23 protein-coding genes and 1 tRNA gene are annotated in these 26,773 nt (G+C 73.0%); 9 read left to right on the forward strand and 15 right to left on the reverse strand.

The features are described 5' to 3' along the window. Positions 1–260: 260 nt before the first annotated feature. From IO29_RS21460 to IO29_RS21495, 8 genes are read right to left on the reverse strand one after another with little or no spacing between them, the layout of a single operon-like run. Entirely contained in the window at positions 261–1,697 is a 1,437-nt protein-coding gene (locus tag IO29_RS21460; protein ID WP_030380209.1) for an NtaA/DmoA family FMN-dependent monooxygenase, read from the reverse strand. 20 nt (positions 1,698–1,717) lie between these two features. After that, on the reverse strand, positions 1,718–2,926 hold the full coding sequence (locus IO29_RS21465; protein WP_030380210.1) for an LLM class flavin-dependent oxidoreductase: 1,209 nt from the start codon (positions 2,924–2,926) through the stop codon (positions 1,718–1,720). 40 nt (positions 2,927–2,966) lie between these two features. Further along, positions 2,967–3,731 (reverse strand): GNAT family N-acetyltransferase, encoded by a 765-nt coding sequence (locus tag IO29_RS21470; RefSeq protein ID WP_033226189.1) that lies wholly within the window; start codon positions 3,729–3,731, stop codon positions 2,967–2,969. A gap of 42 nt (positions 3,732–3,773) precedes the next feature. Next, a complete protein-coding gene (locus tag IO29_RS21475) occupies positions 3,774–4,763 on the reverse strand; it encodes an ABC transporter substrate-binding protein (protein ID WP_030380212.1) in 990 nt (329 codons plus the stop codon). A 45-nt stretch (positions 4,764–4,808) separates the two neighbouring features. Then, positions 4,809–5,573 (reverse strand): amino acid ABC transporter ATP-binding protein, encoded by a 765-nt coding sequence (locus IO29_RS21480; protein WP_030380213.1) that lies wholly within the window; start codon positions 5,571–5,573, stop codon positions 4,809–4,811. Next, positions 5,570–6,619, reverse strand: coding sequence for an amino acid ABC transporter permease (locus IO29_RS21485; RefSeq protein WP_030380214.1), 1,050 nt, complete (start codon positions 6,617–6,619; stop codon positions 5,570–5,572). Before IO29_RS21485 ends, IO29_RS21480 begins: the two co-directional genes overlap by 4 nt. A gap of 21 nt (positions 6,620–6,640) precedes the next feature. Beyond that, positions 6,641–7,585: an ABC transporter substrate-binding protein gene (locus tag IO29_RS21490; RefSeq protein WP_030380215.1), complete on the reverse strand. Its 945-nt coding sequence runs from the start codon at positions 7,583–7,585 to the stop codon at positions 6,641–6,643. After that, positions 7,582–8,718: an LLM class flavin-dependent oxidoreductase gene (locus IO29_RS21495; RefSeq protein ID WP_030380216.1), complete on the reverse strand. Its 1,137-nt coding sequence runs from the start codon at positions 8,716–8,718 to the stop codon at positions 7,582–7,584. Before IO29_RS21495 ends, IO29_RS21490 begins: the two co-directional genes overlap by 4 nt. Before the next feature lie 662 nt (positions 8,719–9,380). Here IO29_RS21495 and IO29_RS21500 point away from each other — a divergent pair. Continuing rightward, positions 9,381–10,394: an amino acid ABC transporter permease gene (locus IO29_RS21500; protein ID WP_033226193.1), complete on the forward strand. Its 1,014-nt coding sequence runs from the start codon at positions 9,381–9,383 to the stop codon at positions 10,392–10,394. Here IO29_RS21500 and IO29_RS21505 read toward each other — a convergent pair. Genes IO29_RS21505 through IO29_RS21515 form a run of 3 tightly spaced genes read right to left on the reverse strand, consistent with a single transcriptional unit; the run spans position 10,378 to position 12,297 of the window. Continuing rightward, positions 10,378–10,587, reverse strand: coding sequence for a tautomerase family protein (locus IO29_RS21505; protein WP_030380218.1), 210 nt, complete (start codon positions 10,585–10,587; stop codon positions 10,378–10,380). The genes IO29_RS21500 and IO29_RS21505 overlap by 17 nt on opposite strands. A 46-nt stretch (positions 10,588–10,633) precedes the next feature. Continuing rightward, positions 10,634–11,539 carry an SDR family NAD(P)-dependent oxidoreductase gene (locus tag IO29_RS21510; RefSeq protein ID WP_030380219.1) on the reverse strand — a complete coding sequence of 302 codons (906 nt, stop codon included), beginning with the start codon at positions 11,537–11,539 and terminating at the stop codon, positions 10,634–10,636. Then, entirely contained in the window at positions 11,536–12,297 is a 762-nt protein-coding gene (locus IO29_RS21515; protein WP_030380220.1) for an SDR family oxidoreductase, read from the reverse strand. The genes IO29_RS21510 and IO29_RS21515 overlap by 4 nt, the downstream gene beginning before the upstream one ends. Positions 12,298–12,374: 77 nt before the next feature. Between IO29_RS21515 and IO29_RS21520 the strand changes: the two genes are divergently transcribed. Next, positions 12,375–13,313 carry a helix-turn-helix transcriptional regulator gene (locus IO29_RS21520; RefSeq protein WP_078618306.1) on the forward strand — a complete coding sequence of 313 codons (939 nt, stop codon included), beginning with the start codon at positions 12,375–12,377 and terminating at the stop codon, positions 13,311–13,313. A gap of 136 nt (positions 13,314–13,449) precedes the next feature. On the opposite strand, the gene IO29_RS21525 is transcribed toward IO29_RS21520, so the two are convergent. Beyond that, positions 13,450–14,550 (reverse strand): mechanosensitive ion channel family protein, encoded by a 1,101-nt coding sequence (locus IO29_RS21525; protein WP_030380222.1) that lies wholly within the window; start codon positions 14,548–14,550, stop codon positions 13,450–13,452. Between the two features lie 489 nt (positions 14,551–15,039). Here IO29_RS21525 and IO29_RS21530 point away from each other — a divergent pair, with 489 nt between their 5' ends. After that, on the forward strand, positions 15,040–17,259 hold the full coding sequence (locus tag IO29_RS21530) for an NADP-dependent isocitrate dehydrogenase (protein WP_030380223.1): 2,220 nt from the start codon (positions 15,040–15,042) through the stop codon (positions 17,257–17,259). 109 nt (positions 17,260–17,368) lie between these two features. Next, the gene (locus IO29_RS21535) at positions 17,369–17,905 is read left to right on the forward strand and encodes an NUDIX hydrolase family protein (protein WP_030380224.1); all 537 of its coding nucleotides are present in this window, start codon (positions 17,369–17,371) and stop codon (positions 17,903–17,905) included. 116 nt (positions 17,906–18,021) lie between these two features. Here IO29_RS21535 and IO29_RS21540 read toward each other — a convergent pair. Together IO29_RS21540 and IO29_RS21545 are read right to left on the reverse strand one after the other, a co-directional pair. Then, a tRNA-Pro gene (locus IO29_RS21540) sits at positions 18,022–18,095 on the reverse strand. 45 nt (positions 18,096–18,140) lie between these two features. Then, a complete protein-coding gene (locus IO29_RS21545; RefSeq protein ID WP_051707842.1) occupies positions 18,141–19,220 on the reverse strand; it encodes a LacI family DNA-binding transcriptional regulator in 1,080 nt (359 codons plus the stop codon). A gap of 140 nt (positions 19,221–19,360) precedes the next feature. On the opposite strand from IO29_RS21545, the gene IO29_RS21550 reads away from it, so the two are divergent. Then, on the forward strand, positions 19,361–20,533 hold the full coding sequence (locus IO29_RS21550; RefSeq protein WP_030380226.1) for a phytanoyl-CoA dioxygenase family protein: 1,173 nt from the start codon (positions 19,361–19,363) through the stop codon (positions 20,531–20,533). Positions 20,534–20,753: 220 nt separating this feature from the next. Beyond that, positions 20,754–21,776 (forward strand): Gfo/Idh/MocA family protein, encoded by a 1,023-nt coding sequence (locus IO29_RS21555; protein WP_030380227.1) that lies wholly within the window; start codon positions 20,754–20,756, stop codon positions 21,774–21,776. Here the strand turns inward: IO29_RS21555 and IO29_RS21560 are convergent. After that, positions 21,730–23,118: a hypothetical protein gene (locus IO29_RS21560; protein WP_051707843.1), complete on the reverse strand. Its 1,389-nt coding sequence runs from the start codon at positions 23,116–23,118 to the stop codon at positions 21,730–21,732. The two genes, IO29_RS21555 and IO29_RS21560, sit on opposite strands and share 47 nt — an antisense overlap. Positions 23,119–23,453: 335 nt before the next feature. Here IO29_RS21560 and IO29_RS21565 point away from each other — a divergent pair, with 335 nt between their 5' ends. From IO29_RS21565 to IO29_RS21575, 3 genes are read left to right on the forward strand one after another with little or no spacing between them, the layout of a single operon-like run. Then, on the forward strand, positions 23,454–24,509 hold the full coding sequence (locus IO29_RS21565) for an aminotransferase class I/II-fold pyridoxal phosphate-dependent enzyme (protein WP_030380229.1): 1,056 nt from the start codon (positions 23,454–23,456) through the stop codon (positions 24,507–24,509). Then, a complete protein-coding gene (locus IO29_RS21570; RefSeq protein WP_234307537.1) occupies positions 24,506–25,537 on the forward strand; it encodes a polyprenyl synthetase family protein in 1,032 nt (343 codons plus the stop codon). The genes IO29_RS21565 and IO29_RS21570 overlap by 4 nt, the downstream gene beginning before the upstream one ends. Positions 25,538–25,585: 48 nt before the next feature. Beyond that, on the forward strand, positions 25,586–26,629 hold the full coding sequence (locus IO29_RS21575) for a UbiA family prenyltransferase (RefSeq protein ID WP_063738099.1): 1,044 nt from the start codon (positions 25,586–25,588) through the stop codon (positions 26,627–26,629). Positions 26,630–26,773 lie beyond the last annotated feature (144 nt).

Here is a 26,773-nt window from a genome sequence, read left to right on the forward strand (position 1 = left end):
CGGGAACGGTTCGGGGGAGGCGCGGTGCCGGTCGGGCGGCGGCCCGCCGGCGTCGGCGTGCACAGGGAGGACGGTGTGTCCGGACCGCTCGCGGTGGCGGCGGACCTGCGGCCGCCCCTCCGCGCAGGTGGGCGGCGGGCGGAAGCGGGTGGCGTGGAACAGCCCGCGCGTGCCTCTCCCCCACGCCGAAGGCACGGGTGGGGGTGAGGGCACCGGTGAGCGGATCGGGGGGTGGACGACGAGGGTGGGGGCGGGGAACGTCACGACGCCACCCGCTGCTCGGCGCCCGCGCGCTCCGGCTGCGTCCGCCGCCCGTCGTGCGCGTGGTCCGGGTGGTCGATCCCGAGGTGGTCGCGCAGGGTGGTGCCCTCGTACTCGGTGCGGAAGACGCCCCGTTCCTGGAGCAGCGGGACGACCGTGTCGGCGAACTCGTCGAGGCCGCCGGGGGTGAGGTGCGGGACGAGGATGAACCCGTCGCTCGCGTCGGCCTGCACGAACGCGTCGATGGTCCGGGCGACGGTGGCGGGCGAGCCCACGAAGCTCTGCCGGTTGCCGGTGTGGATGACCAGGTCCCGGATGGACCAGTCGTGCGCGGCGGCGAGTTCACGCCACTCACGGGCGACGGCCAGCCGGTCGTGGTATTCGCGCACTTGGGCGCGCCCGCGCACGAGGTGCTCGTCGCCGGTGTCCGGGTCGATGTCGGGCAGCGGGCCCTCGGGGTCGTACGAGGACAGGTCCCGGTTCCAGACGAATTCCAGGTGCCGCAGGGCGGTGGCCCCGCTGACCTGGAGGCGGCGCACCTCGCGGGCGCGCTCCTCCGCCTCGGCGTCGGTGTCGCCGAGCACGAAGGTGGCGGCGGGCAGGATGAGCAACTGGTCGTGGCGGCGGCCGTACCTGGCGAGGCGGGACTTGACGTCGGTGTAGAAGGCCTTGCCCGCGTCGAGTTGCGCGTGCCTGCTGAAGATCGCGTCGGCGCTCGACGCGGCGAACTCGCGGCCCTCCTCGGAGTCGCCGGCCTGGAAGATCACCGGGCGGCCCTGCGGGGAGCGCTCCACGTTGAACTGCCCGTGGATGTCGAAGTGCCGGCCGGTGTGGACGAAGGAGCCGGCCTTCGCGTCCCGCAGGAAGGTGCCGGTGGCCGGGTCGGCGACGATCTCGTCGCCGTGCCAGGAGTCGAAGAGTTCGTGCGCGGCGGTGAGGAACTCCTTGGCGCGGGAGTACCGCTCCTCCTGCGGCAGGAAGCCGCCGCGCCGGAAGTTCTCGCCGGTGAAGGCGTCCCAGGAGGTGACGACGTTCCAGGCGGCGCGCCCGTCGGAGAGGTGGTCGAGGCTGGCGAACTGGCGGGCCACCTCGTAGGGCTCGTTGAAGGTGGAGTTGATGGTGCCGGCCAGCCCGAGCCGGTCGGTGACGGCGGCGAGCGCGGCCAGGACGGTGAAGGTGTCCGGGCGGCCCACGACGTCCAGGTCGTAGATCTTGCCGCCCTGTTCGCGCAGTCTCAGGCCCTCGGCGAGGAAGAGGAAGTCGAACTTGGCGCGTTCGGCGGTGCGCGCGAAGTGGACGAAGGAGGCGAACTCGATGTGGCTGCCGGCCTCCGGGTCGCTCCACACGGTGGTGTTGTTGACGCCGGGGAAGTGGGCGGCCAGATGGATCTGCTTCAGCGGCCTGCCGGTGTCGGTCGGGTGCGGGGGCTTGGTCATGGTGGGTACGTCCCTCCGGCTCAGACGGCCGCGTAGCGGTTGGCGGGGCGGGCGAGGCCGAGGAGGCCGCGCAGGGTGTCCGCCTCGTAGGCGCGGCGGAAGAGGCCGCGGCGCTGGAGTTCGGGCACCAGGAGCCGGCCGACGGCCGGCAGGTCCTGCCCGGTGACGGCGGGCCGCAACCGGAAGCCGGACAGCCCGGCCTCCCGCAACTCCTGGAGCTGGTCCGCCAGTTCGGCGGGCGTCCCGGCGAAGACACGGGCGTCGGAGGTGTACGGGGCTCCGGCGAGGTCGTCCAGCCGGGCGAGCCGGTCCTCGGCGGCGGCCCGGGTCTCGTCCAGGAACACCACCAGGTCGCCGAAGACGTGCAGGGGCTCGCCCGCGCGCCCGGCGGCCTCCTGTTCGGCGCGGATCTCGGCGACGATCGCGCGTGCCTGGCCGGTGTCGTGCGGGGTGACGTAGCCGACGTCGGCCTGCCGGGCCACCAGCCGGTAGGGGACGGTCTGGTGGGCGAGGGCGGTGACGAGCGGCTGGCCCTGGGGCGGTCGCGGGGTGATCGAGGGGCCCTTGACGCGGAAGAAGCGGCCCTCGAAGTCGATGTAGTGCAGCTTGTCCCGGTCGACGAAGCGGCCGGTGGCCACGTCCCGGATCTCGGCGTCGTCCTCCCAGCTGTCCCAGAGCCGCCGTACCACCTCGACGTAGTCGGCGGCCTCGTCGAACAGGTCGGTGACCGGGGGCTGGGCGGACAGGTCCTCGGCGAGGTCGACGCGCGGAACGCGACGGCGGCCGAAGTGGTCGGCCTCGTGGGGCCGGGCGCTGATCCGCACCCTCAGTCCGGCCCGGCCGCCGCTGACGTGGTCGAGGGTGGCGATCGCCTTGGAGAGGTGGAACGGCTCGGTGTGCGTGGCCACCACGGTCGGGACGAGGCCGATGTGCCGGGTCAGCGGGGCGATCCGGGAGGCGATCAGTACGGCGTCGAGCCGGCCGCGTACCTGGTCGGTGCGGTCGTCGGGGTCGAGGAGGAGGGAGGACTGGAGGCCGAGGCCGTCCTCGATCGTGACGAAGTCGAGCAGCCCCCGCTCGGCCTCGGCGATCTGGTCGGCCCAGTACCCGGCGGTGAACAGCTCCCGGGGGCGGGAGACCGGCTCGCGCCAGGAGGCGGGGTGCCAGCCGGTGCCGTCGAGGGCGACGGCGAGATGGAGGGGGGAGGGGGCGGTGGACGTGTCGGACACGGGGAAGGCCTTCCTGGAGGTCCGTGGCGGGGAGGACGGGTCAGAGGTGAGGCCGCGCACCGGACGTGCGCGGGGCCGTCGCCGGCGTCCGCACCTGGAGGATCGTCGTCCGGCGCCGGAGCGTGAAGCCGAGCGACTCGTACAGCCCGATCGCCCGCGCGTTGCTCGCGGCGGCGTGCAGGAACGGGGTCTCCCCGCGCTCGCGGATGCCCGCCGCGACCGCGCGGACCAGCCGGGTGGCCAGGCCCCGGCCGCGGTGGGCGGGGTCGGTGCAGACCGCGCTGATCTCCGTCCAGCCGGGCACCCGCAGCCGCTCACCGGCCATGGCGATCAGCCGTCCCCGGTGCCGGATGCCGAGGTAGGTGCCGAGTTCGACGGTCCGGGCGAGGAACGGGCCGGGTTCGGTGCGGGCGATGAGGTCCAGGATCTCGGGGACGTCGTCGGGGCCGAGCCGTACGGCCTCGGGGTCGGGCTCGGCGCGCAGGGCGGTGGCGACGAGCTGGACGCCCTGTCCGCCGCCGACGGTCTCCCAGCCGGCGGGGACGCTGCCGACTCCCTTGATCTGTACGAGAGCCGACGGCCCGGCGAGGGTGTGCAGGTCGGCCCAGGCGGCCGGGTCCACGGGTTCTGCGACGGCGGCGAACGCGTAGACGTCGGCCGGATAGCGGGCGGCCCGGCCGACGCGCTCGGCGAACCGGGCGGCGTGCGGCCCGGTGAGCGCGGCCCACACGGGGTTGTCCAGGAGGTGCGGTGCGGGCGGGGCGGCGGGGGCCTCGTCCGCGGAGAGGTCGATCGTGTGCGCCATGGTGGCGGGGTCCTTACGGGTCGGAGAGGGGCCGGGCCGGGGCTACTTGTTGCTGCGGGGCAGTCCTGGCGGGTTCACCTCGGACGTGGTCACGGCCTCGTCCGACAGTCCCCAGCGGCTCAGCACCTTCGCGTAGGTGCCGTTCCCGATGACGTGGTTGAGCGCGTCGGCGAGCGGTTTCGCCAGCCCGCTGTCCTTCTTGGTGGTGGCCGCGATGAGTCCCTGGAGGGTGGCCCCGGCACCGGAGCAGGTGCCGGCGATCTCCGACTCACCGGCGGTGGCGACGTGGTAGGCGGCGGTCGGGTTGGGGCCGAGCGCGAGGTCGATCCGGCCGGAGCGGAGGGCGAGGTAGGTGTCGGTGGGGTTCTGGTAGTACTTGATGTCGACCGGCTTACGGCCGGCCTTCACATTGGTCCTGCTCCACTCGACGAGCAGCTTCTCCTGGTTGGTGCCGCTGCTCACGGCGACGGTCCGGCCCGCCACGCCCTTCGGGCCGGTGACCTTCAGCCCGCTGCCCTTCTTCGCCTCGAAGGCGAGGTTGTCCTCGCGGTAGGAGGCGAAGTCGTACTTCTCCTTGCGCTCCTCGGTGACGGTGATGTTGCTGAAGCCGACGTCGTACTTGGCGCTGTCGAGGCCGACGAAGATGTTCTCCCAGGAGACCGGGTTGAGGTGCGCCTTGAGCCCGAGCACGTCGGCGACGAGGTGCGCGAGGTCGGGTTCCACCCCGATGACGGTCTTGTCGTCGGTGGCGTAGAAGGTGAGCGGTGCCGCGGAGCCGGAGGAGTCGGCGATCTCCAGGGTGCCTCTCCTGCGGATGCGGGCCGGGACCTCGGCGGCGAGGGAGGCGACCTTGCCCGTGGTGACGCGGGCCCGGTCGGGGCTGGTGTCGATCGTCGTCCTCGCGGTGGCGCCCGGGGTGGCCGCGACCTCGGCCGTGGCGCCGTCGTCGGGGTTGCCGCAGGCGGTGAGGGCGAGGGCGGCGGCGAGTCCGAGCGCGGTCGCGGCGGTGCGGCGGGTGAGCGGGGCGGTCATGAGCGTGCTCCTGGTGGTCGGCGAAGTGGCGGGGCGGGCGGCCGGTCAGAGGACCTTGGAGAGGAACGCCCGGGTGCGCGCGTGACGCGGGTCGTCCAGGACGGCCGCGGGCGGGCCCTGTTCCACCACGACCCCGCCGTCCATGAACACCACGGTGTCGGCGACCTCGCGGGCGAAGCCGATCTCGTGGGTGACGACGATCATCGTGGTTCCGGTGCGGGCCAGGTCCTTGATGACGTCGAGGACCTCGCCGACCAGTTCCGGGTCGAGCGCGGAGGTGGGCTCGTCGAAGAGCAGCACCTTGGGTTCGAGGGCGAGCGCGCGGGCGATGGCGACGCGCTGCTGCTGGCCGCCGGACAGCTGGCGCGGATAGGCGTCCGCCTTGTCCGCGAGCCCGACCCGGTCCAGCAGCCGGCGGGCGGTCTCGCGCGCCTCCTTGCGGGGGCGGCGCAGCGCGGAGACGGGGGCCTCGATCAGGTTCTCCAGCACGGTCAGATGCGGGAAGAGGTTGAAGTTCTGGAAGACGAACCCGATGTGGGTGCGCTGCCGCAGGACGTCCTTCTCCTTGAGTTCGTGCAGCTTGTCCCCGGCGCGGCGGTAGCCGATGAGTTCGCCGTCGATGCTGATCCAGCCGCTGTTGACCTTCTCCAGGTGGTTGATGGTGCGCAGCAGCGTGGACTTGCCCGACCCGGACGGGCCGAGGATCACGGTGACCTCGCCGGCGCGGACGGTGAGGTTCACGCCGCGCAGGACCTCCAGCGGGCCGAAGCTCTTGTGGACGCCGTGGACGTCCACCATGACCTCGCTCATCGGCTCTCTCCCAGGGGTCCGAGGGTCCTCGGCGGTACGACGGGGCGGTCCCGGCGGGCGGCCGCCGCGCGCACGGCGCGCAGCGAGCGCCGGGCGCGCTGGAGGGGGGTGGGCGGCGGGGTGCGGTCGGCGCCGCGGGCGTAGCGGCGTTCGACGTAGTACTGCGCGACCGACAGCAGCGAGGTGAGCAGCACGTACCAGGCGGTGGCGACCAGCAGCAGCGGGATCACCCGCCCGTTGCGGCCGTAGACGACCTGGACCTGGTAGAACAGCTCGCCGATCGACATGACGTAGACCACCGAGGTGCCCTTGAGCAGGCCGATGATCTCGTTGCCGGCGGTGGGCAGGATGGCGCGCATCGCCTGCGGCAGCACGATCCGGCGGATCTGGCGCAGCCGCGGCACGCCGAGGGCGGCGGCGGCCTCCGACTGCCCCTGGTCGACGGCGAGTACGCCGCCGCGGACGATCTCGGCGCAGTAGGCGGCCTGGTGCAGCGTCAGTCCGATGACGGCGGCGCCCATGGTGCCGATGACGGTGTTGCTGTCGACGGACCAGAACACGGGGCCGAAGGGGATGCCGAGGCCGAGCCGGTCGTAGAGCGCGCTCAGGTTGAACCAGAACACCAGCTGGACGATCATCGGGATCGACCGGAAGATCCAGATGTAGGTCCAGGCGACGGTCTGGAGGACCGGGCTGCGCGAGAGCCGCATGAAGGCGAGCACGGTGCCGAGCAGGAAGCCCAGCACGGTGGCGTAGGCGGTGAGTTGGAGGGTCACCCAGACGGCCCGGACGATCGTCTCGGACAGGACGTAGGCGCTGAAGACGTGCCATTCCCAGACGGGGTTGGTGGCCAGTCCGTGCGCGAACTGGGCGACCAGGACGAGGACGGCGAGGGCCGCCGCCCACCGGGCGTAGTGGCGGGCGGGTACGACGGTGAAGGTGGCCGGGTCGTCGGGGGCGGGCGGGGTCCGCCCGGCGGCCGGCCCGGTGTCCGGTGCGGCCGCCTCGCCGGGCGGCGCGGCGGCGGAGTCGGTGGTGGGTCCCATGGTGGCGTTCTCGCTCACTGGTCACTCGTGCTCGGGCGGGTTGATCCGGGAGGTGTCGATCGCGGAGCCGGTGGTGCCCCATTTGTCGAGGATCCGGGTGTACGCGCCGTCCTTGAGCAGTTCGTTGACGGCGGCCTGGAACGCCTTGGTGAGCGGGGAGCCCTTCTTGAAGGCGAAGCCGACGTCGAGCCGGTGGTACTCCCCGAGGAAGGTGGTGCCGGAGGCGGGCTGGGACGCCTGGTAGCGCAGGCCGTTGATGGTCGACATGACGACGTCGATGCGGCCCTGCTGGAGCGCGGTGAGGGTGGCGGCGTTCTCGGAGAACACCTTCACGTCGTACGGCTTCTTGCCCGCCTTCTTGCACACGTCCTTCTGCGCGGCGAGGGTGGTCTCGAAGGTGGTGCCGGCGCCGGTGCCGATGGTGAGGCCGCAGAGCTGGGTGAGGTCGGTGATCTTCTTCTTGAGGGTCGTGCTGCCCTTCTTGACCGCGAAGCCCTGGCCGTCGTCGATGTAGGTGACGAAGTCGATGGTCTTCAGCCGGGCGGCGGTGACGCCGAAGTTGCCGGTGCCGACGTCGTACTTGCCGCTGCCGAGGGCGGGCAGGATCGTCTCGAACGAGGCGTCCTGGCGCTGGAGTCTCACCCCGAGCACCTTGGCGACGGCGTCGGCGAGGTCGATGTCCTGGCCCGCGGGCGCCTTGTCCGAGCCGTTCGGGTAGTACGCGCCGGGCGGGAACCCGATGGCGCTCCCGACCCGGAGCGTGCCCGACGTCCGTACGGCGGCGGGGAGCAGGGCGGCGACGGAGTCCACCTTGTGCACGGCGGCGACGGGATCGTCGGTGGGTGCGGGCGAGGCGTTGGCCGCCGCCGTGCCGTCGAGGTCGCCGGAGCCGCAGGCGGTGAGCGTCAGGAGGGGCAGCAGGGCGAGGGCGGCGGCGCCGAGCGGCCGGGTGCGGGGCGCGCTCATCCGCCCACCACCGCGAGGTTCTGGGTGCCCCGGGGCGTCCTCGCGGCGTCGCGCTTGGCGACCTCCTCGCGGACGAGCGGGATGACGTACCGGCCGAAGTCGACGGCGTCCTGGAGCAGGTCGTAGCCGCGGGCGGAGAGGATGTCGACGCCGAGGTCGTAGTAGTCGAGGAGGGCCTGGGCCACCGTCTCGGGGGTGCCGACCAGGGCGTTGGAGTTGCCCGCGCCGCCGGTGGCGGCGGCGGTCGGGGTCCACAGGGCGCGGTCGTAGCGCTCGCCCGCCTCGGCGATGGCGATGAGCCGCTGGGAGCCGGCGTTCTCCGGCTCGGCCTGCCCGTGGTGGCGCCGGCCGACCGGTTCGCCCTTCGCCCGGCGCTCCTTGATCGCGCCGACCGTGCGGTGGGCCTTCTCCCAGGCCTCCCGTTCCGTCGGGGCGATGATCGGGCGGAACGCCACCTGGATGCGCGGCACGTCGGTGCGGCCCGCCTCCCATGCAGCGGCCTTGACCGCGTCGATCTGCTGGGCGGTCCTGGCCAGCGGCTCGCCCCACAGGCAGTAGATGTCGGCCTCGGCGCCCCCGGCGGCGTACGCGGCGGGCGAGGAACCGCCGAACGAGACGTCGGGGCGCGGCTGCTGGACGGGGAAGACATCGCTGACGAAATCGTGGAAGCGGTAGTGCTCGCCCTCGTGGTCGAAGGGCCTGCGGGTCGTCCAGATCTTCTTGACGATCTCGATGTACTCGCGGGTGCGGGCGTAGCGCTCGTCCTTGGTGAGGGTGTCGCCCTCGCGGCCCTGCTCGTGGTTGTTGCCGCCGGTGATGAAGTGGACGGTCAGCCGGCCCTCGCTGATCTGGTCGAGGGTGGCGAAGGTCTTGGCGGCGAAGGTGGGATAGGACACGTTCGGCCGGTGGGCCAGCAGGATCTCCAGGCGCTCCAGCCGGCTCGCGATGTACGCGGCGGCGGGTGCGGGGTCCGGGGAGCCGGAGCCGTAGGCGAACAGCACCCGGTCCCAGCCGTGCTCCTCGTGGGCGGCGGCGAGGCGGAGCGTGTACTCCTTGTCGAAGGCGGCGCCGGAGCGCGGGGTGGTTTCGGAGCCGTCGTTGGTGGCGGCGATCCCGAGGAACTGCACGGGCATGACGGTGGCCTTTCACGGGTGACCGCGTGCGGGGCGTGGCGAACCGGCCCTGCGGACAGGTCGGGTGACGGTGCGTCAGAACGCTGAAGGTGGTGCGGGCCGTGCGCTGCCGGCGGTGCGGTGCGGGCAGCTCGGTGCGGGTGTGACGACGACGGGCGTCGGGGAAGGGGGGTGCGGCGGCAGCGCGCGAAGGCGGAGGGAGCGGTCCGCGTCGGGGGTCACCGGCGCGGGCCGGGACTCACCGAGGGAGGGACGGGCCGGTCAGCGGGCCCGCTGCCGAGTCAGGCGCAACACGCGGCGGACCACACTCGACCGAAGTCGATGTGACCGCGCGAGACCAAGCGCTGCTGGGCGTCCATGCGATTAATTGAGCAGTGGGTCGCGCCGTTCGTCAAGCGGCGTTCGGATGGCGGACCGGTCCGGAGCCGCCGCCCGCCATGCCCTGTTGACACCTGTGCGCGGTGGGCACATACGATCGAGGGCGGGTCGGCTCCGCCGTGTGCGGCAGCCTCTCCGGCCGCGTTGAGGGACGCGGCGACCGTGACGACGTCGGACCCCGGACGCACCGGACCGGCGCGGCTGCTGCCGCGCTGCTCCGACAGGCTTTGGTGCCCCGGGCGGTCATCCACGCCAGCGACTCCCTCCCCCGGAGAGGCCTTCCGATGTCCACGCCTTCCGATGTCACCGCCGTCGACCCCGGCCCCGCCGGCCGGGCCACCACGGAACAGCCGTCCGCGCCGGGCGGTTCAAGCCCTGCCGACGCCCCGCGGATCGTGCCGCGCCGGCACCTCGGGCGTCAGGCGGCCGCCGTCCTGGCGCTGCTCGCGCTCGCCATGGTGGTCAACTCCGTCGTCCGCAACGACGCCTTCCAATGGGCAGTGGTGGGGCGGTACTTCACCACCACCGCCGTGCTCGACGGGCTGCTGCTCACGCTGTGGCTGACCGGCGCGGTGATGGTGCTCGGGTTCCTCCTCGGCACCGTCCTGGCCGTGATGCGGCTCTCCGCCAACCCGGTGCTGCGCACGCTGAGTTGGGGCTATGTGTGGATCTTCCGGTCCACTCCGCTGCTGGTGCAGCTGCTGTTCTGGTTCAACATCGGCGCGCTGTACCCGACGCTCGGCCTGGGCGTCCCGTTCGGCCCGCAGTTCGTGACCGTCAAGACGGTGAACCTCCTCGGGCCCACCCTCACCGCCGTGATCGGGCTCACCCTGCACGAGACCGCGTACGCCGCCGAGGTGGTGCGCGGCGGGATCCTCTCCGTCGACTCCGGCCAGACGGAGGCCGCGCAGGCACTCGGGCTGGGCCGGCGCCGCACCCTGCGCCGGATCGTCCTTCCGCAGGCCATGCGCTCGATCGTGCCGACCGCCGGGAACATGCTGATCGGCACGCTCAAGGGCACGAGCATCGTCAGCGTGCTGGCCGTGCACGACCTGCTGTACTCGGTGCAGCTGGTCTACAACCAGACCTACCAGGTCATTCCGCTGCTGATGGTCGCCACCCTCTGGTACATCGCGGTCACGACGGTGCTCGGCGCCGGGCAGTTCTACGTCGAGCGGTACTACGCACGCGGCAACGCCCGCGCCCTGCCGCCCACCCCGCTGCGACGGCTGCGGGCACGGCGGGGGCCCGGCACCGGGGTGCCGGGCCCGAAGCGGTGGGTCAGGACTCGCCGTTGAGCATCGCGGCGGTCAGGACGGTGCCGCCGATCCCCCAGCCGCCGTCGGTGACCTCCTCGACCACGACGAGGGTGTTGGGGCGGGCGCGCTCGCCGTAGATCTCCGCGTAGAGGTCGGTAGTGCGCTCGACGATCTTCTTCTTGTCGGCGTCGCTGAGGGTGCCGGCCGGGACCTTGAAGTTGGCGAAAGGCATGGTTGTCGCTCCTTGGAAATGGTGTGTTACGGGGTGTGTCAGCTGGTCAGAGGCTCGCGCCGGGCGTGAGCAGTTCGTCGATGCCGATGCGGTGGTAGAACTCCGCGCGGATGCGGTCGTAGACGGCGGAGACCACCTCGCTGCCGTCGCGGCTGGGGTCGACGTGGGTGCGCAGGGGGCGGGTGCCGTGCGGCAGGCCGACGACGCGGACGATCTCGTCGGCCACCTCGTCCGCCGCGTGCCCCGGCGGGAAGATGCCGGCGAGCGCGCCGGTCATGCTGTCCCTGAGCGTGCCGTACGCCGCGTCGTACGCCGCCGCCCGCGCGGTGTCCGCGGGGGTGCCCGCGTGGGCGAAGTGGTGGGTGCCGCTCGGGTACGCGCCGGGGATGACGAGGGTGGTCTCGATCCCGTACTTGACCACCTCGGCGGCGTAGCTCTCGGCGAGCGCGTCCATCGCGGCCTTGGCGGCGAAGTAGGGGGCCAGGAAGGGCGGATGGCCGCCGCGGGTGGAGGAGGACCCCACCCAGAGGAGGAGGCCGCGGCCCTGGCGGCGCATGAGCGGGAGCACCGTGCGGTTGACCCGCTGGGTGGACAGGACGTTGATGTCGTAGACGTCGGCGAGCTGCTCGGGCGTGAACGCCTCGGCCGGTCCGAGGACCATGTGGCCGGCGTTGTGCACCACGATGTCCAGGCGTCCCTGTTCGGCCTCGATACGGGCGACGGCGGTGTCGATCGACTCCTGGTCCTGGACGTCCATCTCGACGGCCGCCAGGCGCAGCCCGCGCTCCGTGCCGAGCGCGTCGAGCGCGGCGACGGCGGGGGCGTTGCGGCCGGTGGTGGCGCGCATGCCCGCGTAGACGGTGTGCCCGGCCCCGGCCAGGGCGCGCGCGGTGAGGTTGCCGAAGCCGCTGGAGGCGCCGGTGACGACCACGACCTGGGGACGGGGGCTCATACCATTCCTCCGTTCGCGCGCAGGATCTGCCCGTTGACCCAGCGCCCCTGCGGGCCGGCCAGGAAGGCGACCACGCGGGCGATGTCCTCGGGGGTGCCGAGCCGCTCCATCGGCGGGGTCTTGGCGAGCCGCTCGATCTGCTCCTCCGTCTTGCCCTCCAGGAAGAGGTCCGTGGCGGTGGGTCCGGGCGCGACCGTGTTCACGGTGACGTCCCGGCCGCGCAGTTCGCGGGCGAGGATCAGGGTCAGCGCCTCGACGGCGCCCTTGCTGGCCGCGTAGGCGCCGTAGGAGGGGAACTGCGTGCCCACCACGGAGGTGGAGAAGCCGACGAACGCGCCGCCCGCCCGCAGCCGGCGCGCGGCCTGCTGGGCGACGACGAAGGTGCCGCGGATGTTGGTGCGGTGCACGGCGTCCAGGACGGCGAGGTCGAGCTCGGCGACGGGGGCCAGGGTCATCCGGGCGGCGCAGTTGACGACGACGTCCACCCCGCCGTACTCCCGCTCCGCCCGGTCGAAGAGGGCGGCGACCGCCTGCTCGTCCGCGACGTCGCCCCGGACGGCGATCGCCCGGCCGCCGTCGGCGGTGATCTCCGCCACCGTCTCCTCGGCGGCCGCCTCGTCACTGGCGTAGTCGACGACGACGGCCAGTCCGTCCTTGGCGAGCGCCCGGGAGACCGCCCGGCCGATGCCGCGCGAGCCGCCGGTGACGACGGCGACCCGGGTGGCCGCCGGCTGCTGAGCTGAGGTGTTCGTGTTCATGCCTCCAGCGTGGACGGCCTCCGCCGGCGGAACCAGGGGATCCCGTCCCCTGTGTCCCGGCCCCGCCCGGGCACACAATGGACACCATGGCTTCTGCGAAGTACACCGAGCTGGGAGCGTTTCTGCGGTCCCGGCGGGCGCGCATCAGACCCGGCGACGTGGGGCTCCCGACGGGGCCCCGGCGCCGGGTGCCCGGGCTGCGGCGGGACGAGGTCGCCCAGCTCGCCGGGGCGTCCGTGGACTACTACAACGAGCTGGAGCGGGGCGCCGGGTCGCAGCCGTCCGAGCAGATGATCGCGGCGCTGGCCAGGGCGCTGCGGCTGACGGCCGACGAGCGCGACCATCTGTACCACCTGGCCGACCGGCCGGTGCCGGCGAACGCGGGGGCCGTCTCGCACGTGCATCCCGGGATGCTGGACCTGTTGCAGCGGATGCCGTCGACGCCGGCGCAGGTCATCACCGATCTGCACGTCACCCTCGTCCAGAACCCGCTCGCGGTGGCCCTGCTCGGGGACCAGACCGGGTTCCGGGGCGCGCGGGCCAGCTTCGTGCACCGGTGGTTCACCGAGCCGGAGGCGCGGCGGCTGCATCCGGAGGCGGACCACGGGGTGCAGTCCCGGGCCTTCGTCGCCGATCTGCGCGCGGCCGCGGCGCGGAGGGCGGCGCGGGACGGCGAGGCCCGGGAGATGGTCGAGACGCTGCTCGACCGCTCGGCGGAGTTCGCGTCGCTGTGGCACGACCACGACGTGGCGTTCCGGCGCAACGACCGCAAGCGCCTGATCCATCCGGCGCTGGGGCTGGTCGAGGTCAACTGCCTCAACCTGTTCAGCGAGGACGGACGGCAACGGCTGCTGTGGTTCACACCGGCGGTGGGCACCGAGAGCGCTGGTCTGCTGGACCTGCTGGGGGTGGTGGGGACGCAGGAACTGCCCGAGGGCGTGGTGGGGACGCAGGAACTGCCCGAGGGCGTGGTGGGGACGCAGGAACTGCCCGAGGGCGTGGTGGGGCGGGAGTGAGGCGGGTGCGGGCCGCGCACCCGCACGCGGGCCGGTGCCTCTGCTCCCCCGGCCCGCCCCGGCCTGCCCAGGGGTGCGGGGAACCGCGCGACCAGCGACGGCCCGCCCGCACTCGCCGTCCACGGAGCGGAGCCCCTCATGTCTTGCGGGGGTGCTCGGCCTCCGGCCGGCCCGAGCGCTGCTGCGGAAGGGCGACGAGACCCGGCTCCGGCTGCCCCTGTAGCGCCACCGTCCGGGTCGGCGCGGGGATGCGGATGCCCTCGACCCCGTACCGCGCGTGAAGCCGCTTGATGAATTCATGCTTGATCCGGTACTGGTCGCTGAACTCCCCCACCCCCAGGATCACCGTGAACCCGATCCGCGAGTCCCCGAACGTGTGGAACCGCACCGCCGGCTCGTGCTCCGGCAGCGCCCCCGTGATCTCGGTCATCACCTCCGCGACCACCTCCAGGGTGACCCGCTCCACATGCTCCAGGTCGCTCTCGTAGCCGACCCCCACCTGCACCAGCACGGTCAGGTTCTGCTCCGGCTTGGTGTAGTTGGTCATGTTCGCCTTGGCGAGCTGCCCGTTGGGTATCACGACCAGATTGTTGGAGAGCTGGCGGACGGTCGTCTGCCGCCAGTTGATGTCGACGACGTACCCCTCCTCACCGCTGCTCAGCCGGATGTAGTCACCGGGCTGGACGGTCTTGGACGCGAGGATGTGGATGCCCGCGAAGAGGTTGGCGAGGGTGTCCTGAAGCGCGAGCGCGACGGCCAGACCGCCGACGCCCAGCGCGGTCAGCAGGGGCGCTATCGAGACGCCGAGCGTCTGGAGCATCACCAGGAAGCCGATCGCCAGCACCACCACCCGGGTGATGTTGACGAAGATCGTGGCCGAACCCGCGACACCGGACCGGGACTGCGTGACCGTCTGCACGAGGCCGCTGATCACCCGGGCCGCCGTCGCCGTGCTGACGGCGATGAGGAGCACGGTCAGCGCCTGGTCGACGTGGTGCCCCACGCTGCTGGTGAGCGGCAGCGCCGCCGCGGCGGCCGCCGCCCCGGCGGTGACCGCGGCCCACGGCACGACGGTGCGCAGGGTGTCGACGACCACGTCGTCGCCGCGCCAGCGGGTGCGCCCGGCGTGCTTGCCGAGCCAGCGGAGCAGCAGCCGCAGCAGGAACCCGGCGAGCAGTCCCGCGACGAGGGCGACCCCGGCGACGACCAGATCGTCCAGGGTGAGCGCCCGGGTCACCGGACGCCTCCGGCGGTGGGGGGTGCGCCGACGGAACCCGCCGCCGGCCGGATGTGCGGTCTCGTCACGTGCCACCTGCTCGTTCTCGGATATGCGGTACGCCCAGCGGCACGCCCGGCGGTTCACCTGGGGGCGCGACCGGGGGCGCGACCGCACATCCTGCCGCATCCGCCTGCCGGTGCGTCAGCCGACTGGGGTGGGCGGTGCGTTGGTCGCCCACGGAGGCGAAAGAAATGCCGGGGGCGCCTCTCGTCGTCATCCGCAGGCCGGTGGGGACCGATCGCCGCGCGACGAGCCCCCACGCACACGCGCCCGCACCCGCACCCGCACCCGCCAACGAACCGGCCCCCGCCCCCACGCATCCCCGGGCTGAGGGACTCCGCCCCGAAGCCCCCCGTGCCGTCCCGCCCCGACACGAGATATCTTGATGTCAAGCAATGTCACAGACGACGCAGACGAAGACGACGTGGACGTGGAGCGGAGCACCCGGTGACTGACTCGACCATCATCTACACGCATACTGACGAGGCCCCGGCCCTGGCAACGCATTCGTTCCTGCCGGTGATCAAGGCGTATGCCTCGCAGGCCGGTGTCGCCGTGGAAACCCGCGACATCTCGCTGGCCGGGCGCATCATCGCCGTCTTCCCGGAGTACCTGAACGAGGACCAGCGCATCCCCGACGCGCTGGCCGAGCTGGGCGAGCTGGCCAAGACCCCGGCCGCCAACATCATCAAGCTGCCGAACATCTCGGCCTCCATCCCGCAGCTCAAGGCCGCGATCGCCGAGCTCCAGGGCCAGGGCTACGCCCTGCCGGACTACCCGGACGACCCGAAGTCCGACGAGGAGCGGGAGATCCGCTCCCGGTACGACAAGGTCAAGGGCTCCGCCGTGAACCCGGTGCTGCGCGAGGGCAACTCCGACCGCCGCGCCCCCGCCTCGGTGAAGAACTACGCCAAGACCCACCCGCACCGCATGGGCGCCTGGTCCGCCGACTCCAAGACCAACGTGGCCACGATGGGCGCCGACGACTTCCGCTCGACCGAGAAGTCCACCGTCATCGCCCAGGACGGCACCCTGCGCATCGAGCTCAAGGGCGACGACGGCTCCACCACGGTGCTGCGCGAGTCCGTGCCGGTCCAGGCGGACGAGGTCGTCGACGCCTCCGTGCTGCGCGTCGCCGCGCTGCGCGAGTTCCTCACCACGCAGATCGCCCGCGCCAAGGCCGAGGGCGTCCTGTTCTCCGTGCACCTCAAGGCCACGATGATGAAGGTCTCCGACCCGATCATCTTCGGTCACGTGGTGCGCGCCTTCTTCCCGAAGACGTTCGCGAAGTACGGCGAGACCCTCGCCGGCGCCGGCCTCACCCCGAACGACGGCCTCGGCGGCATCCTCAAGGGCATCGAGAACCTGCCCGAGGGCGCCGAGATCAAGGCCTCCTTCGACGCCGAGCTCGCCGAGGGCCCGGCGCTGGCCATGGTCGACTCCGACAAGGGCATCACCAACCTGCACGTGCCCTCCGACGTGATCATCGACGCCTCCATGCCGGCCATGATCCGCACCTCCGGCCACATGTGGGGCCCGGACGGCCAGGAGGCCGACACCCTCGCCGTCATCCCCGACTCCTCCTACGCGGGCGTCTACCAGGCCGCCCTCGACGACTGCCGGGCCAACGGCGCCTACGACCCGTCGACGATGGGCTCGGTCCCGAACGTCGGCCTGATGGCGCAGAAGGCCGAGGAGTACGGCTCGCACGACAAGACCTTCGAGATCCCGGCGACCGGCACGGTCCGCCTGGTCGACCAGTCCGGCGAGGCCGTCCTCGAGCTGGCCGTCTCGGCCGGTGACATCTTCCGCGCCTGCCAGACCAAGGACGCCCCGATCCGCGACTGGGTCAAGCTCGCCGTCACCCGCGCCCGCGCCACCGGCGACCCGGCGGTGTTCTGGCTGGACGAGGACCGCGCCCACGACGCGCAGCTCATCGCGAAGGTGAAGCAGTACCTGCCGGAGCACGACACCGAGGGTCTGGACATCCGCATCCTGCCCCCCGTCGAGGCGACCAAGCTGTCGGTGGAGCGCATCCGCCGCGGCGAGAACACCATCTCCGTCACCGGCAACGTGCTGCGCGACTACCTGACCGACCTCTTCCCCATCCTGGAGCTGGGCACCAGCGCCAAGATGCTGTCGGTCGTGCCGCTGATGGCGGGCGGCGGCCTGTTCGAGACGGGCGCGGGCGGCTCGGCCCCCAAGCACGTGCAGCAGCTCGTCAAGGAGAACTACCTGCGCTGGGACAGCCTGGGCGAGTTCTTCGCGCTGGTGCCGTCGCTGGAGCAGTACGCCGAGACCACGGGCAACACGCGGGCCAAGGTCCTCGCCGACGCGCTCGACCGCGCCACGGCGACGTTCCTCGACGAGGACAAGTCCCCGAGCCGCCGCGTCGGCGGCATCGACAACCGCGGCAGCCACTTCTACCTGTCCCTGTACTGGGCGCAGGAGCTGGCCGGGCAGACCGAGGACGCGGATCTGGCGAAGGCCTTCGCCCCGCTCGCCGAGACGCTCGCCGCCAACGAGCAGAAGATCGTGGACGAGCTGGCCGCGGTCCAGGGCAAGCCGGCGGACATCGGCGGCTACTACCAGCCCGACGTGCACAAGGCGACGGCGGTCATGCGCCCGTCCACCACGTGGAACGAGGCGCTGGCGTCGCTGGCGTAACGCCACCGCCGTGAAGGGGGCGTGGAGCCGCGTGCGCGACCGCGGCTCCACGCCCCCCGGGGTTCGTGGACCCCTCTCCCCCGGCAGAGCCCCCGGTTATGATCGGCCAATGTCCGACACGACCGAAACCACGCCCGGCTGGCTGTCCTCCGACGACCTCGAGCAGGCGCGCGCCCAGATGCCGATCCTCTACGTCGAGGCGGTACCGGTCCGCGTCGACGACAGCGGTGAGGTCACGAGCATCGGACTGCTGCTGCGCATCGGCCCCGACGGCACGGTCAGCCGCACCCTCGTCTCCGGCCGCGTCCTGCACCACGAGCGTGTCCGCGACGCCCTGCTGCGGCACCTGGAGAAGGACCTCGGCCCGGTGGCCCTGCCCCGGGTCCCCGCCTCACTCCAGCCCTTCACCGTCGCCGAGTACTTCCCGACGCAGGGCATCACCCCGTTCCACGACCCGCGCCAGCACGCCGTGTCCCTCGCCTACATCGTCCCGGTGACCGGCGACTGCCGCCCCCGGCAGGACGCGCTGGACCTGGTCTGGTTCAGCCCCCAGGAGGCCGCCTCCGCGATGGTGCAGAACGAGATGCCGGGCGGTCAGGGCGTCCTGCTCAAGCAGGCACTGGCCCACGTGGGCTGCGCGTTCTGAGCACACGGGCACAGAGGTTCTGAGCACACCCGTGGAGAACGGGCACACGGGCACGCCGACATGCGAAGAGGGAGAGGCCGGAAAGCTCCGGCTTCTCCCTCTTCGATCTCCGACCGTCGGGACGACAGGATTTGAACCTGCGACCCCTTGACCCCCAGTCAAGTGCGCTACCAAGCTGCGCCACGTCCCGGTCGCGTCCGACGCGGGTCACCCCGCGTGATCACGCAGGTCAACCCTACCGTACGGGGGCACCGCGCCCCAATTCCCGGCCCTGGCCGGCCACCGCGGTCCCCGCCTCCGGCGGCATGTTGTACGGCGTCACCACCTGGATCGCCGACGGCCGCACGGGCCCGGCCGGCGGCAGCGCCCCGTGGGCGCGCAGCAGGATCCGGCAGGCCTGGCGCATGTCCTGGCGCAGGTCGTGGTGGAGGACGGCGGAGAGCCGGTGCGCGGCCAGCAGCCGGGTGTTGTCCTGGTCGAGGTCGTGCGCGACGAACACCGCGCACTCGCGGCCCACCGCCTCGAACGCCTTCAGCGTCGCCACATTGCCGCCACCGATCGAGTAGACGGCGCGGATCCCGGGATCGCGGGCGAGCGCGTCGAGGACGAGATGGTACTGGGCGGCGTCGAGCCCCTGCCCCTCGTCGATCTCCACGAGCGCGCGGCGGGGCCGCAGGCTGCGCAGGGTGCTGCGGAAGCCCATCTCGCGCTCCTCCTCGTTGCGCATGAAGCCGCTGCTCAGGCTGATCAGCACGCTGCCGGGGCGGTCGCCGAGCCACTGGGCGGTGAGATACGCGGCCGTGGCGCCGGCCGCCCGGTTGTCGATGCCGACGTAGGCGAGACGGCCGCCGGCGGGCAGGTCGGTGGCGAGGGTGACCACCGGGACACCGGCCGCGGTGAGCCGGCCGACGGCGGCGGTGACCTCCGGCACATCGGGTGCCTTGAGCAGCACGCCCTGCGAGCCGCGCCGGGCGATCCGGTCCAGGGTGGCGACGAGGCCGTCCACCGGGCCGGTCTCGCGCAGATGGAAGCGGCAGCGCAGCACGGTCGGCTGGAGCAGCGGCAGTTCGGCCTCCAGGGCGCCGCGCACGGCGGAGGAGAACCGTTCCGGCGCCTGCATCACGATGTCGATCATGAAGGTGCGGCCGACGAGGCCGACCTGCGTCTGCTGCCGGTCGAGTTCGGCGATGGCCCGGTGCACCTCACGCGCGGTGCCGGGGCGCACTCCTCCGCGTTCGTTGAGGACGCGGTCGACGGTGGCCTCGCTGAGCCCGGCCTGGCGGGCTATCTCGCGCAGCGGGTACGGGTGGGCCATGTCAGGGGTCTCCCGGGGGTTCTTCTCGGGGTCGGCTGAGGGGTTTTTGAGGGTTCTCTGCTGGTTGTCCGAGGGGTCCGCGCTCCTCAGAATGGCAGTGATCGGGCGTTCCGTCGCCCCTCGGCCAGGAAAGGACGCCGATGTCCCACGCCACCCCCGTGCGCAGCTCATGGCTGTCCGAGCAGGACTGCGACCTCGACGCCTTCCGTGCCCTGGTGGAGCGCACCACCGACCCGGCCGACCATCCGCACGCCGCCGAGGTGGCGCACAACGTCCTCTTCTACGACGGCGGCCGGCTGCGCGCGGCCGGCGAAGCCGAGCGGCGGTCGGTGGCGGAGGAGGTGGTGCGCGCGCTGACCGACGGTCCCGGGGTGGCCGTCTTCCGCGGCGCCTTCCCCGACCCCGGCGTCGTGGACCGGGCCACCGCGGCCTTCGAGACGCTGATAGCCGCACAGCGCGCGGCCGGCACACCTGCGGGCGACCACTTCGCCGCGCCGGGCACCAACGACCGGGTGTGGAACGCGCTGGAGAAGCTGGCGCGGCAGGACCCGGAGGTGTTCGCGGACTACTACGCCAACGAGGTCGTGGCGCTGGTCTGCGAGGCGTGGCTGGGCCCCGGCTACCAGATCACCTCGCAGATCAACCAGGTCAACCCCGGCGGCGCCGCCCAGTCCCCGCACCGGGACTACCACCTGGGCTTCCTGTCGGCGCGGGCGGCGGCCGCGTACCCGGCGCACGTCCACCGGCTCTCCCCGGTGCTGACGCTCCAGGGCGCGGTGGCGCACTGCGACATGCCGGTCGAGTCGGGGCCGACGCTCTATCTGCCGTACTCGCACGGCTACGAGCCGGGCTATCTGGCCTGGCGGCTGCCGGAGTTCCGCGCCTATTTCGACGCGCACCACGTGCAGCTGCCGCTGGCCAAGGGGGACGCGGTCTTCTTCAACCCGGCGCTGTTCCACGCGGCGGGCGCCAACCGCTCGGCGGACGTCCGGCGGATGGCCAACCTGTTGCAGATCTCGTCGGCGTTCGGCCGGGCGATGGAGAGAGTGGACCGCGAGGCCGTGGTGAACGCCGTCTATCCGGTGCTGCTGAGGCGGAAGGCCGGGGGCGCGGGCGAGGAGTGGCTGGACCGGGTGGTCGCCGCCTGTGCCGAGGGCTACCCCTTTCCCACCGACCTGGACCTCGACCCGCCGGTGGACGGCCTGGCCCCGCCCTCGCAGGCGGATCTCGTACGGCGCGCGGTGCGCGAGGAGTGGCCGGCGGAGGCGCTGCGCGAGGCGCTGACGGCGGCCGCCGGGCGCCGCAGGAGCTGACCGGGCCGCGCGACCGGCCGCCGCCCGGAGCCGGGCAAGGACGCGGCGAGGCAGACGAGGACCTGGCGGCCGGGCCCGCCTCGCGGGGCGCGCTGCCCGACACCACCACCCGAACCGTGCGCCGTCATCGGCGGACAGGACTGACGTACGGTCCGGCCGGGGCCCGAAACGGGACACGGCCGGCCCCGAGCACGACCGAGAACGAAACGAAAGGCAGCACATGCGCATCGGCATCATGGGGCTCGGACGGATCGGCGCGTTCCACGCCGAGACCCTCTCCGCCCTCCCGGTGGTCGACTCCCTCGTGGTCACCGACCCGTTCACGGAGGCCGCCAAGCGGGCCGCGGAACGGTTCGGCGCGGAGGTGGCGGATTCGCCGGAGGCCGTCCTGGCGGCCGGCGTGGACGGCGTGGTGATCGCCGCGGCCACCGACGCCCACCCGGAACTGCTCCTGGCCGCGGTGCGGGCCGGGGTGCCCGTCTTCTGCGAGAAGCCGGTGGCCCGCACCATGCGGGAGGGCACGGAGGTCCTCGCGGCGGTCCGGGACAGCGGTGTGGAGATCCAGATCGGCTACAACCGCCGCTTCGACGCCGGTTTCACCGCCGCCCGGGAGGCGGTGCGCGCCGGCGAGCTGGGCCCGCTACACACGGTACGGTCCACGACGCTGGACCCGGCGCCGCCGCCGGCCGCGTACATCGCCGCGTCCGGCGGCATCTTCCGCGACTGCGCGGTGCACGACTTCGACATCATCCGCTGGGTGACCGGCCGCGAGGTCACCGAGGTGTACGCCACCGGCGGCAACCGGGGCGCCGAGTTCATCAAGGAGGCGGGCGACGCGGACACCACGGGCGCGCTGCTCACCCTGGACGACGGCACGATCGCCGTGGTGTCCAACAGCCGCCACAACGCCCGGGGTTACGACGTCCGCATGGAGCTGCACGGCTTCAACGACAGCATCGCGGTCGGCCTGGAGGACCGGCTGCCGCTGCGCTCGGTGGAGCCGGGGGTGACGTTCCCGTCGGGGCTGCCGTACGACTTCTTCATGGACCGCTTCACCGCCGCCTACCGGAGCGAACTGGCCGCGTTCACCGAGGTGGTGGCCGGCCGGCGGTCCTCACCGTGCACGGTGGCGGACGCGCTGGAGGCCGGCTGGATCGCGGAGGCGTGCACGCTGTCGCTGGCCGAGCACCGGCCGGTCACGATCGCGGAGGTGCGCCGGGAGTCGGGACAGCAGGAGTCTTAGCCGCAGGAGACGCAGCGGCGGGTGCGGCGGCGGCCTCCTCGGGAGCCGCCTGGGCGGGGACCCCGGGAGCCGCCTGGGGCTGGGGAATGGCCGCGGGGGCGGGCTGTGCAGTCGCCCCGTGGGTGGCCGCCGCCGCGCCGCGCAGGGCGGTGATGCAGCTGCCGATGGCCTGCTGGAGCTCCTCCAGACGGGTCAGCATGTCGTCCTCGTAGAGCGTGCTCAGCTCCTCCGCGTCGTCGAAGGTGAGTTCCTCGAAGACCTTCGTGGCCTTCTGGAGGCTGCTGTAGAACTTGGTGCGGCGCTCGGTGAGGTGCAGCTCGGGGTCGGCCTCGACGGTCTGGACGACGAGTTCGCGGACGGTGTCGTAGGCCTCGGAGGCCCACTGCCCGGCGTCCTCGTCGTCGTCCAGCTCGTCGAGCAGGGACAGGTGACGCTCGGCCTCCACGCGCAGCTGGGCCGGGGCCTCGATGGTCTGCCCGGCGGGCGTCCTGACCTGGCCCTCCTCGGCGATCCGGCGGACGTAGCCGATGCGGCCCGCGACCTGGTTCTCGGTGGCGACGGCCTTCTTCAGCTCGTCGGTGCGGGCGATGTCGCGGGCCAGTTCGGTCTGGAGCGCGGGGTCCTCGCGCAGCCGGTCGAGGAGGGCGGCGCGTGCGGTGTGCGCGGTGGCCGGGTCGGCGAGGATCGCGGCCCGCAGCGCGGTGGGGTTCTCGGCGACCTCCAGGGCCTTGGTGGGCCGGATGCCCTCCGCCTCGGCGGCGGCGGTGATCGCGGTGCCGCGCACGGAGCCGGCGCTGTTGCGGGAGCTGTAGTAGGCGGCCCAGGCGTCGGCGTCGGGCAGGTCGATCTCCTGGCCGGGGGTGAGCGCCTCGAACTGCGGGACGAGTCCGTCGTCGGCGGCCATGTCCCACGCCTTGTAGTGGCGCATGACCCGCTCCGGCGAGCATCCGGCCAGCTCGGCGAACCGCTTCGCGGACACCTTCGGGGTCTCCCCGGCCGGCTGCCCGCCGGGCCGGACACTGCGGGCGACCTTCAGCGCGAAGGCCCAGCCGCCGGTACGGGCGTACTCCCCGAAGTCGCGGGCGTCCCGCAGCACGGACTCGGGCACGTCGACGGGGCCGCCGGCCTCCGCGTCGTCGACCGGCTCCGCGTCGTCGACCGGCTCCGCGTCGTCGACCGCCTCCGGATCGTCGGCCGGCTCGGCGTCACCGGCCGCTTCCGCGGCGCCGGCCACCCCGGTCCCGTCGGCCGCCTCCGCGGCGGGTTCCACCCAGACGCCCCCGCCGAGGAGGGCGTCCTCGGCCGCTTCGACCCCGGCGGTCTCGGACGTCACCGATGTCATGATCGACTCTCCAGGCACTGACGCCACCCCAGGCACTCTCGTCTCGAACATCTCGAACATCTCGAACGTCTCGAAGGTTCCGAAGTCAGCAGCCTAGTACCCCGGCCGGGACGGCCCGGCCCGCGGCAAAGCGGTCCGCTATTCGGCGTCACTATCTCTCCCGCCATACACAGATATTCCTGAAAGCGCACGCAATTACCGGTCCACACATTCCCGGCGCTTTATCTTGAGCGGGATTTGAGCATGTCCGACGACCGATCCGGAAACACTGAGAAATTGGGTCGCCCAAAGGATCAGCCCGAAAGCCGTTGACATATCTCCGCGCTGGAGGCTTCATGTCGGAAAAGAATGGCTGGAATCGAATACAACCGGTCACCGAACCGGGCGCGATCATCCATCAATTGGCGCTGAACGAAACGCACCACCCCCCGCTCCCCGCCGTTCTCGACGCCGTACGGGAGACCGCCGCGCAGGCCCACCGCACGCTGGACGCCCTGGGTACGGGCCTTTCCCGGGCGCTGGGCGAGCACCTCGGCGTACCGGCCGGGGACGTCATGGTCGGGCCCGGATCCGGGGCCCTGCTGCAACTGCTGTTCAGCACCTTCACGGGGCCCGGAACCCACACGGTGCACGCCTGGCCGTCGTGGGAGGCGTATCCGATGATGGCCGAAAACGCGGGCTCCTCCGTGGTCCGCGTCCCCCTCGTCGACGAGCGGCACGATCTCGACGCGCTCGCCGCCGCCGTGACCGACGAGACCCGTATGGTCGTCGTCTGCAATCCGAACAACCCCACCGGCACGGTCGTCCCCCCGGGCACGCTGAAGGCGTTCCTCGATCTGCTGCCCGCGCATGTCGTCGTGGTCCTCGACGAGGCGTATCTCGACTTCGCCGATCCCGGCAGCACGGACGACGGTGTCGAGCTGTACCGGACCGACGAACGCGTGTGCGTCGTGCGGACGTTCTCCAAGTCGTACGGACTGCTCAGTCTCCGCGTGGGCTATCTCGTGGCCCACCCCCGTGTCCTGGATCCGATGCGCGGCCAGCAGCTGTTCCTGCGTGTCAGCGCGCCCGCGCAGGCCGCGGCCGTCGCCGCGCTCGGCGCGCACGCCGAGATCGGACGCCGCTGCCGGGCGACCGCCGCCGAACGCGACCGGCTGCACGAAGTACTGACCGGCCAGGGCTGGACCTCCGCCGACAGCCAGGCCAACTTCGTCTGGCTGCCGCTGACCGAGGGCGTCGAGGAACTGACCCAGTTCTGCGCCGACCACGGCGTCATGGTCTGCGGCAAACCCGGCGAGGGCGTCCGCGTCACCCTCGCCGAACCGGCGGCCAACGACGCGTTCGCCGCCCTGGCCGCGGAGTTCCGCGCGGGCACCAGGAGCCCGGCGTGAACGCCGGCGGGGCGACACCGTCCCTCGCCCTGCCGCCCCGGGACGCGACCGCGCTGATCGAGCCCACCGTGCGGCTGCTCCGCGCCGAGCTGGAGCGCCGGTGTCCCGACGGTCTCGGCGGAGTGGACGCGATGGGCCGCTCGGCCCTGCTGCCGCCGGGCAAGCTGCTGCGGCCGCTGCTGTTCACGGAGTCCGCCGCCGCGGCCGGGATGCGCCGGGAGGACACCCTCGGCGTCGCGCTCGGCATGGAGTTCCTGCATGTCGGCTCGCTCGTCCACGACGACATCATCGACGGGGACGAGTTACGGCGCGGGCGCCCCTCGGTCGTCGCCCGCCACGGTCTGCCCCACGCGGTCGTCACCGGTGACGCCCTGTTCATCGGCGCGTTCCGCGCGGTCGCCGAGCGCGCGGGGGCGGGAGTCCCCGGCGACCGGCAGCTGGCCGTGGTGCGCACGCTCGCCGACGCGGGCATCGACCTGTGCCGCGGGCAGGTGATGGAGGACGAGGTGCGCGCGGATCCCGGCAGCGGGCTGCGGCACTACCTGACGATGATCGCCCTCAAGACCGGCGCACTGTTCCGGGCCGCCTGCCTCGGCGGCGCGCAGCTCGCGGGCGCCTCGCCCGCCACGCAGTCGGCGCTCGCCGCCTTCGCCGAGCACCTGGGCCGGGCCTTCCAGATGGCCGACGACCTGCTGCCGCACACCAGCGACACGGCGACGAGCGGCAAGTCCGTCCTCAGCGACCTCGCCAACGGCCGCCCCACCTTCCCCCTGCTGCTGTGCTGGGAGGAGGCCGACGACCGGGGCCGCCGGCTGCTGGCCACCGCGCTCGACGGAACCGTGCCCGCCGACGAGGCTCTGGTCACCGTACGGTCCCTGCTGGCGAGCACCGGTGCGCTGGACCGGGCGCGCGCGGCGACGCTGGCCGAGGGCGAGCGGGCCAAGGAGGCGCTGCTCGGCCTGCCCGCGAGCCGGGCCCGCGACACGCTCGCGGCGGTGGCCGACCTCTCCGTGTCCCGGGACCGGTGAGCCGTGGGATCCGCCGGCGCACCGCCCGCGTCCCCGAGGCGCACGGCGGTGCGCGCACACCTGGAGACGTGGCGCCCGTACACCCTCTCCTACCCGGGCCTGGTGGGCCTGGCCGGTGCGGCGTCCGGCACCGGCGACCCCACCGCCGCCGGGGTCCTGGCCGCGTGGCTCTGCCCCACGCTCGCCTGGCTGGGCGGCCACTATCTCGGCGACTACTTCGACCGCGACCTCGACGCGATCGGCAAGCCGCAACGGCCCCTCCCCTCCGGCCGGCTGTCCGCGGCGACGGCGCGCAACTGCGGGCTGGGGTGCGTCCTGGCCGCCGCGGCCGTCACCGCCGCCGTCGACTGGCCCGCCGTCGTGGCGGTGCTGCTCGCGCTCGCGGGGGTCGTGGCCTACAGCCGGCTGCTGAAGGGGCGCGGGCTGCTGGGCAACGCGGTCCGGGGCCTGCTGACCGCGATGGCCGTCGGCTACGGCGCGGCGGTGAGCGTCCCGCTCGGGGAGCCGCCGTCCTGGCACGTCCTCCCCGTGGCCCTGGCGTTCCTGCTCCACGACACCGCGTCCAACATCGTCGGCACGCTGCGGGACGCGGAGGCCGACCGGGCGGGCGGCTACCGGACACTGCCGGTGGCGCACGGCCCGGTGGTGGCCATCCGGACGTCCGCGCTGCTGTACGCCGCCGCGCTGACGGTCACCGCCCTGCACCTGGGCACCGCCGCCCACACCGCCGCCGGTGCCGTCCTCGCCGGGTGCGCGGCGGCGGCCGGTGCGGCGGCGTTCGTCCCCCTGCTGCGCAGTCCCGCCCCCTCCGCACGCCTGTCCCTGCGCTCCCACGAGGTCCTGGTCGGCGAACGCCTGACCCTGGCCGCCGCGATCCTCGCATCCGGCTGGGGCCCGGCACCCGCACTGGCCCTCCTGCCGCCCCTCCTCGCGGCCAGCCTGCTGGCCCAGGCCCGGATGCGCGCGGGGCACGAGTTCCCGGACGGCGACGGTCGGGGCGGGGGTTCGGGCCGCGCAGCGGCGTCCGGTGCGGACCGCGGGGTTCCCCCGCCCCGTACGTCCCCCTCCCCGCCTCCACGAACGAAGGGCTGACCCTCCGATGTCCGACGCCACCAGCCGACCCAGGGGCGCGGGGAACCGCGCGACCGGCCACACCCCACCCGCAGCACCCGACGCCCCATCGCACCCCACGAGCTCTCCCGCGCACGACCAGCCCCACCCCCCGCACCCCCACAC

It is taken from the genome of Streptomyces sp. NRRL F-6676, assembly GCF_000725625.1.
GTDB lineage: Bacteria > Actinomycetota > Actinomycetes > Streptomycetales > Streptomycetaceae > Streptomyces.

Bases quoted from the DNA above. Each gene is read 5' to 3' on its own strand.
- IO29_RS21505 (WP_030380218.1), bottom strand. From the start codon at position 10,587: ATGCCTTTCGCCAACTTCAAGGTCCCGGCCGGCACCCTCAGCGACGCC.
- IO29_RS21520 (WP_078618306.1), top strand. From the start codon at position 12,375: ATGGACACCATGGCTTCTGCGAAGTACACCGAGCTGGGAGCGTTTCTG.
- IO29_RS21510 (WP_030380219.1), bottom strand. From the start codon at position 11,539: ATGAGCCCCCGTCCCCAGGTCGTGGTCGTCACCGGCGCCTCCAGCGGC.
- IO29_RS21535 (WP_030380224.1), top strand. From the start codon at position 17,369: ATGTCCGACACGACCGAAACCACGCCCGGCTGGCTGTCCTCCGACGAC.
- IO29_RS21500 (WP_033226193.1), top strand. From the start codon at position 9,381: ATGTCCACGCCTTCCGATGTCACCGCCGTCGACCCCGGCCCCGCCGGC.
- IO29_RS21555 (WP_030380227.1), top strand. From the start codon at position 20,754: ATGCGCATCGGCATCATGGGGCTCGGACGGATCGGCGCGTTCCACGCC.
- IO29_RS21485 (WP_030380214.1), bottom strand. From the start codon at position 6,619: ATGGGACCCACCACCGACTCCGCCGCCGCGCCGCCCGGCGAGGCGGCC.
- IO29_RS21475 (WP_030380212.1), bottom strand. From the start codon at position 4,763: ATGACCGCCCCGCTCACCCGCCGCACCGCCGCGACCGCGCTCGGACTC.
- IO29_RS21560 (WP_051707843.1), bottom strand. From the start codon at position 23,118: ATGACATCGGTGACGTCCGAGACCGCCGGGGTCGAAGCGGCCGAGGAC.
- IO29_RS21545 (WP_051707842.1), bottom strand. From the start codon at position 19,220: ATGGCCCACCCGTACCCGCTGCGCGAGATAGCCCGCCAGGCCGGGCTC.
- IO29_RS21495 (WP_030380216.1), bottom strand. From the start codon at position 8,718: ATGCCCGTGCAGTTCCTCGGGATCGCCGCCACCAACGACGGCTCCGAA.
- IO29_RS21565 (WP_030380229.1), top strand. From the start codon at position 23,454: ATGTCGGAAAAGAATGGCTGGAATCGAATACAACCGGTCACCGAACCG.
- IO29_RS21480 (WP_030380213.1), bottom strand. From the start codon at position 5,573: ATGAGCGAGGTCATGGTGGACGTCCACGGCGTCCACAAGAGCTTCGGC.
- IO29_RS21460 (WP_030380209.1), bottom strand. From the start codon at position 1,697: ATGACCAAGCCCCCGCACCCGACCGACACCGGCAGGCCGCTGAAGCAG.
- IO29_RS21470 (WP_033226189.1), bottom strand. From the start codon at position 3,731: ATGGCGCACACGATCGACCTCTCCGCGGACGAGGCCCCCGCCGCCCCG.
- IO29_RS21515 (WP_030380220.1), bottom strand. From the start codon at position 12,297: ATGAACACGAACACCTCAGCTCAGCAGCCGGCGGCCACCCGGGTCGCC.
- IO29_RS21550 (WP_030380226.1), top strand. From the start codon at position 19,361: ATGTCCCACGCCACCCCCGTGCGCAGCTCATGGCTGTCCGAGCAGGAC.
- IO29_RS21490 (WP_030380215.1), bottom strand. From the start codon at position 7,585: ATGAGCGCGCCCCGCACCCGGCCGCTCGGCGCCGCCGCCCTCGCCCTG.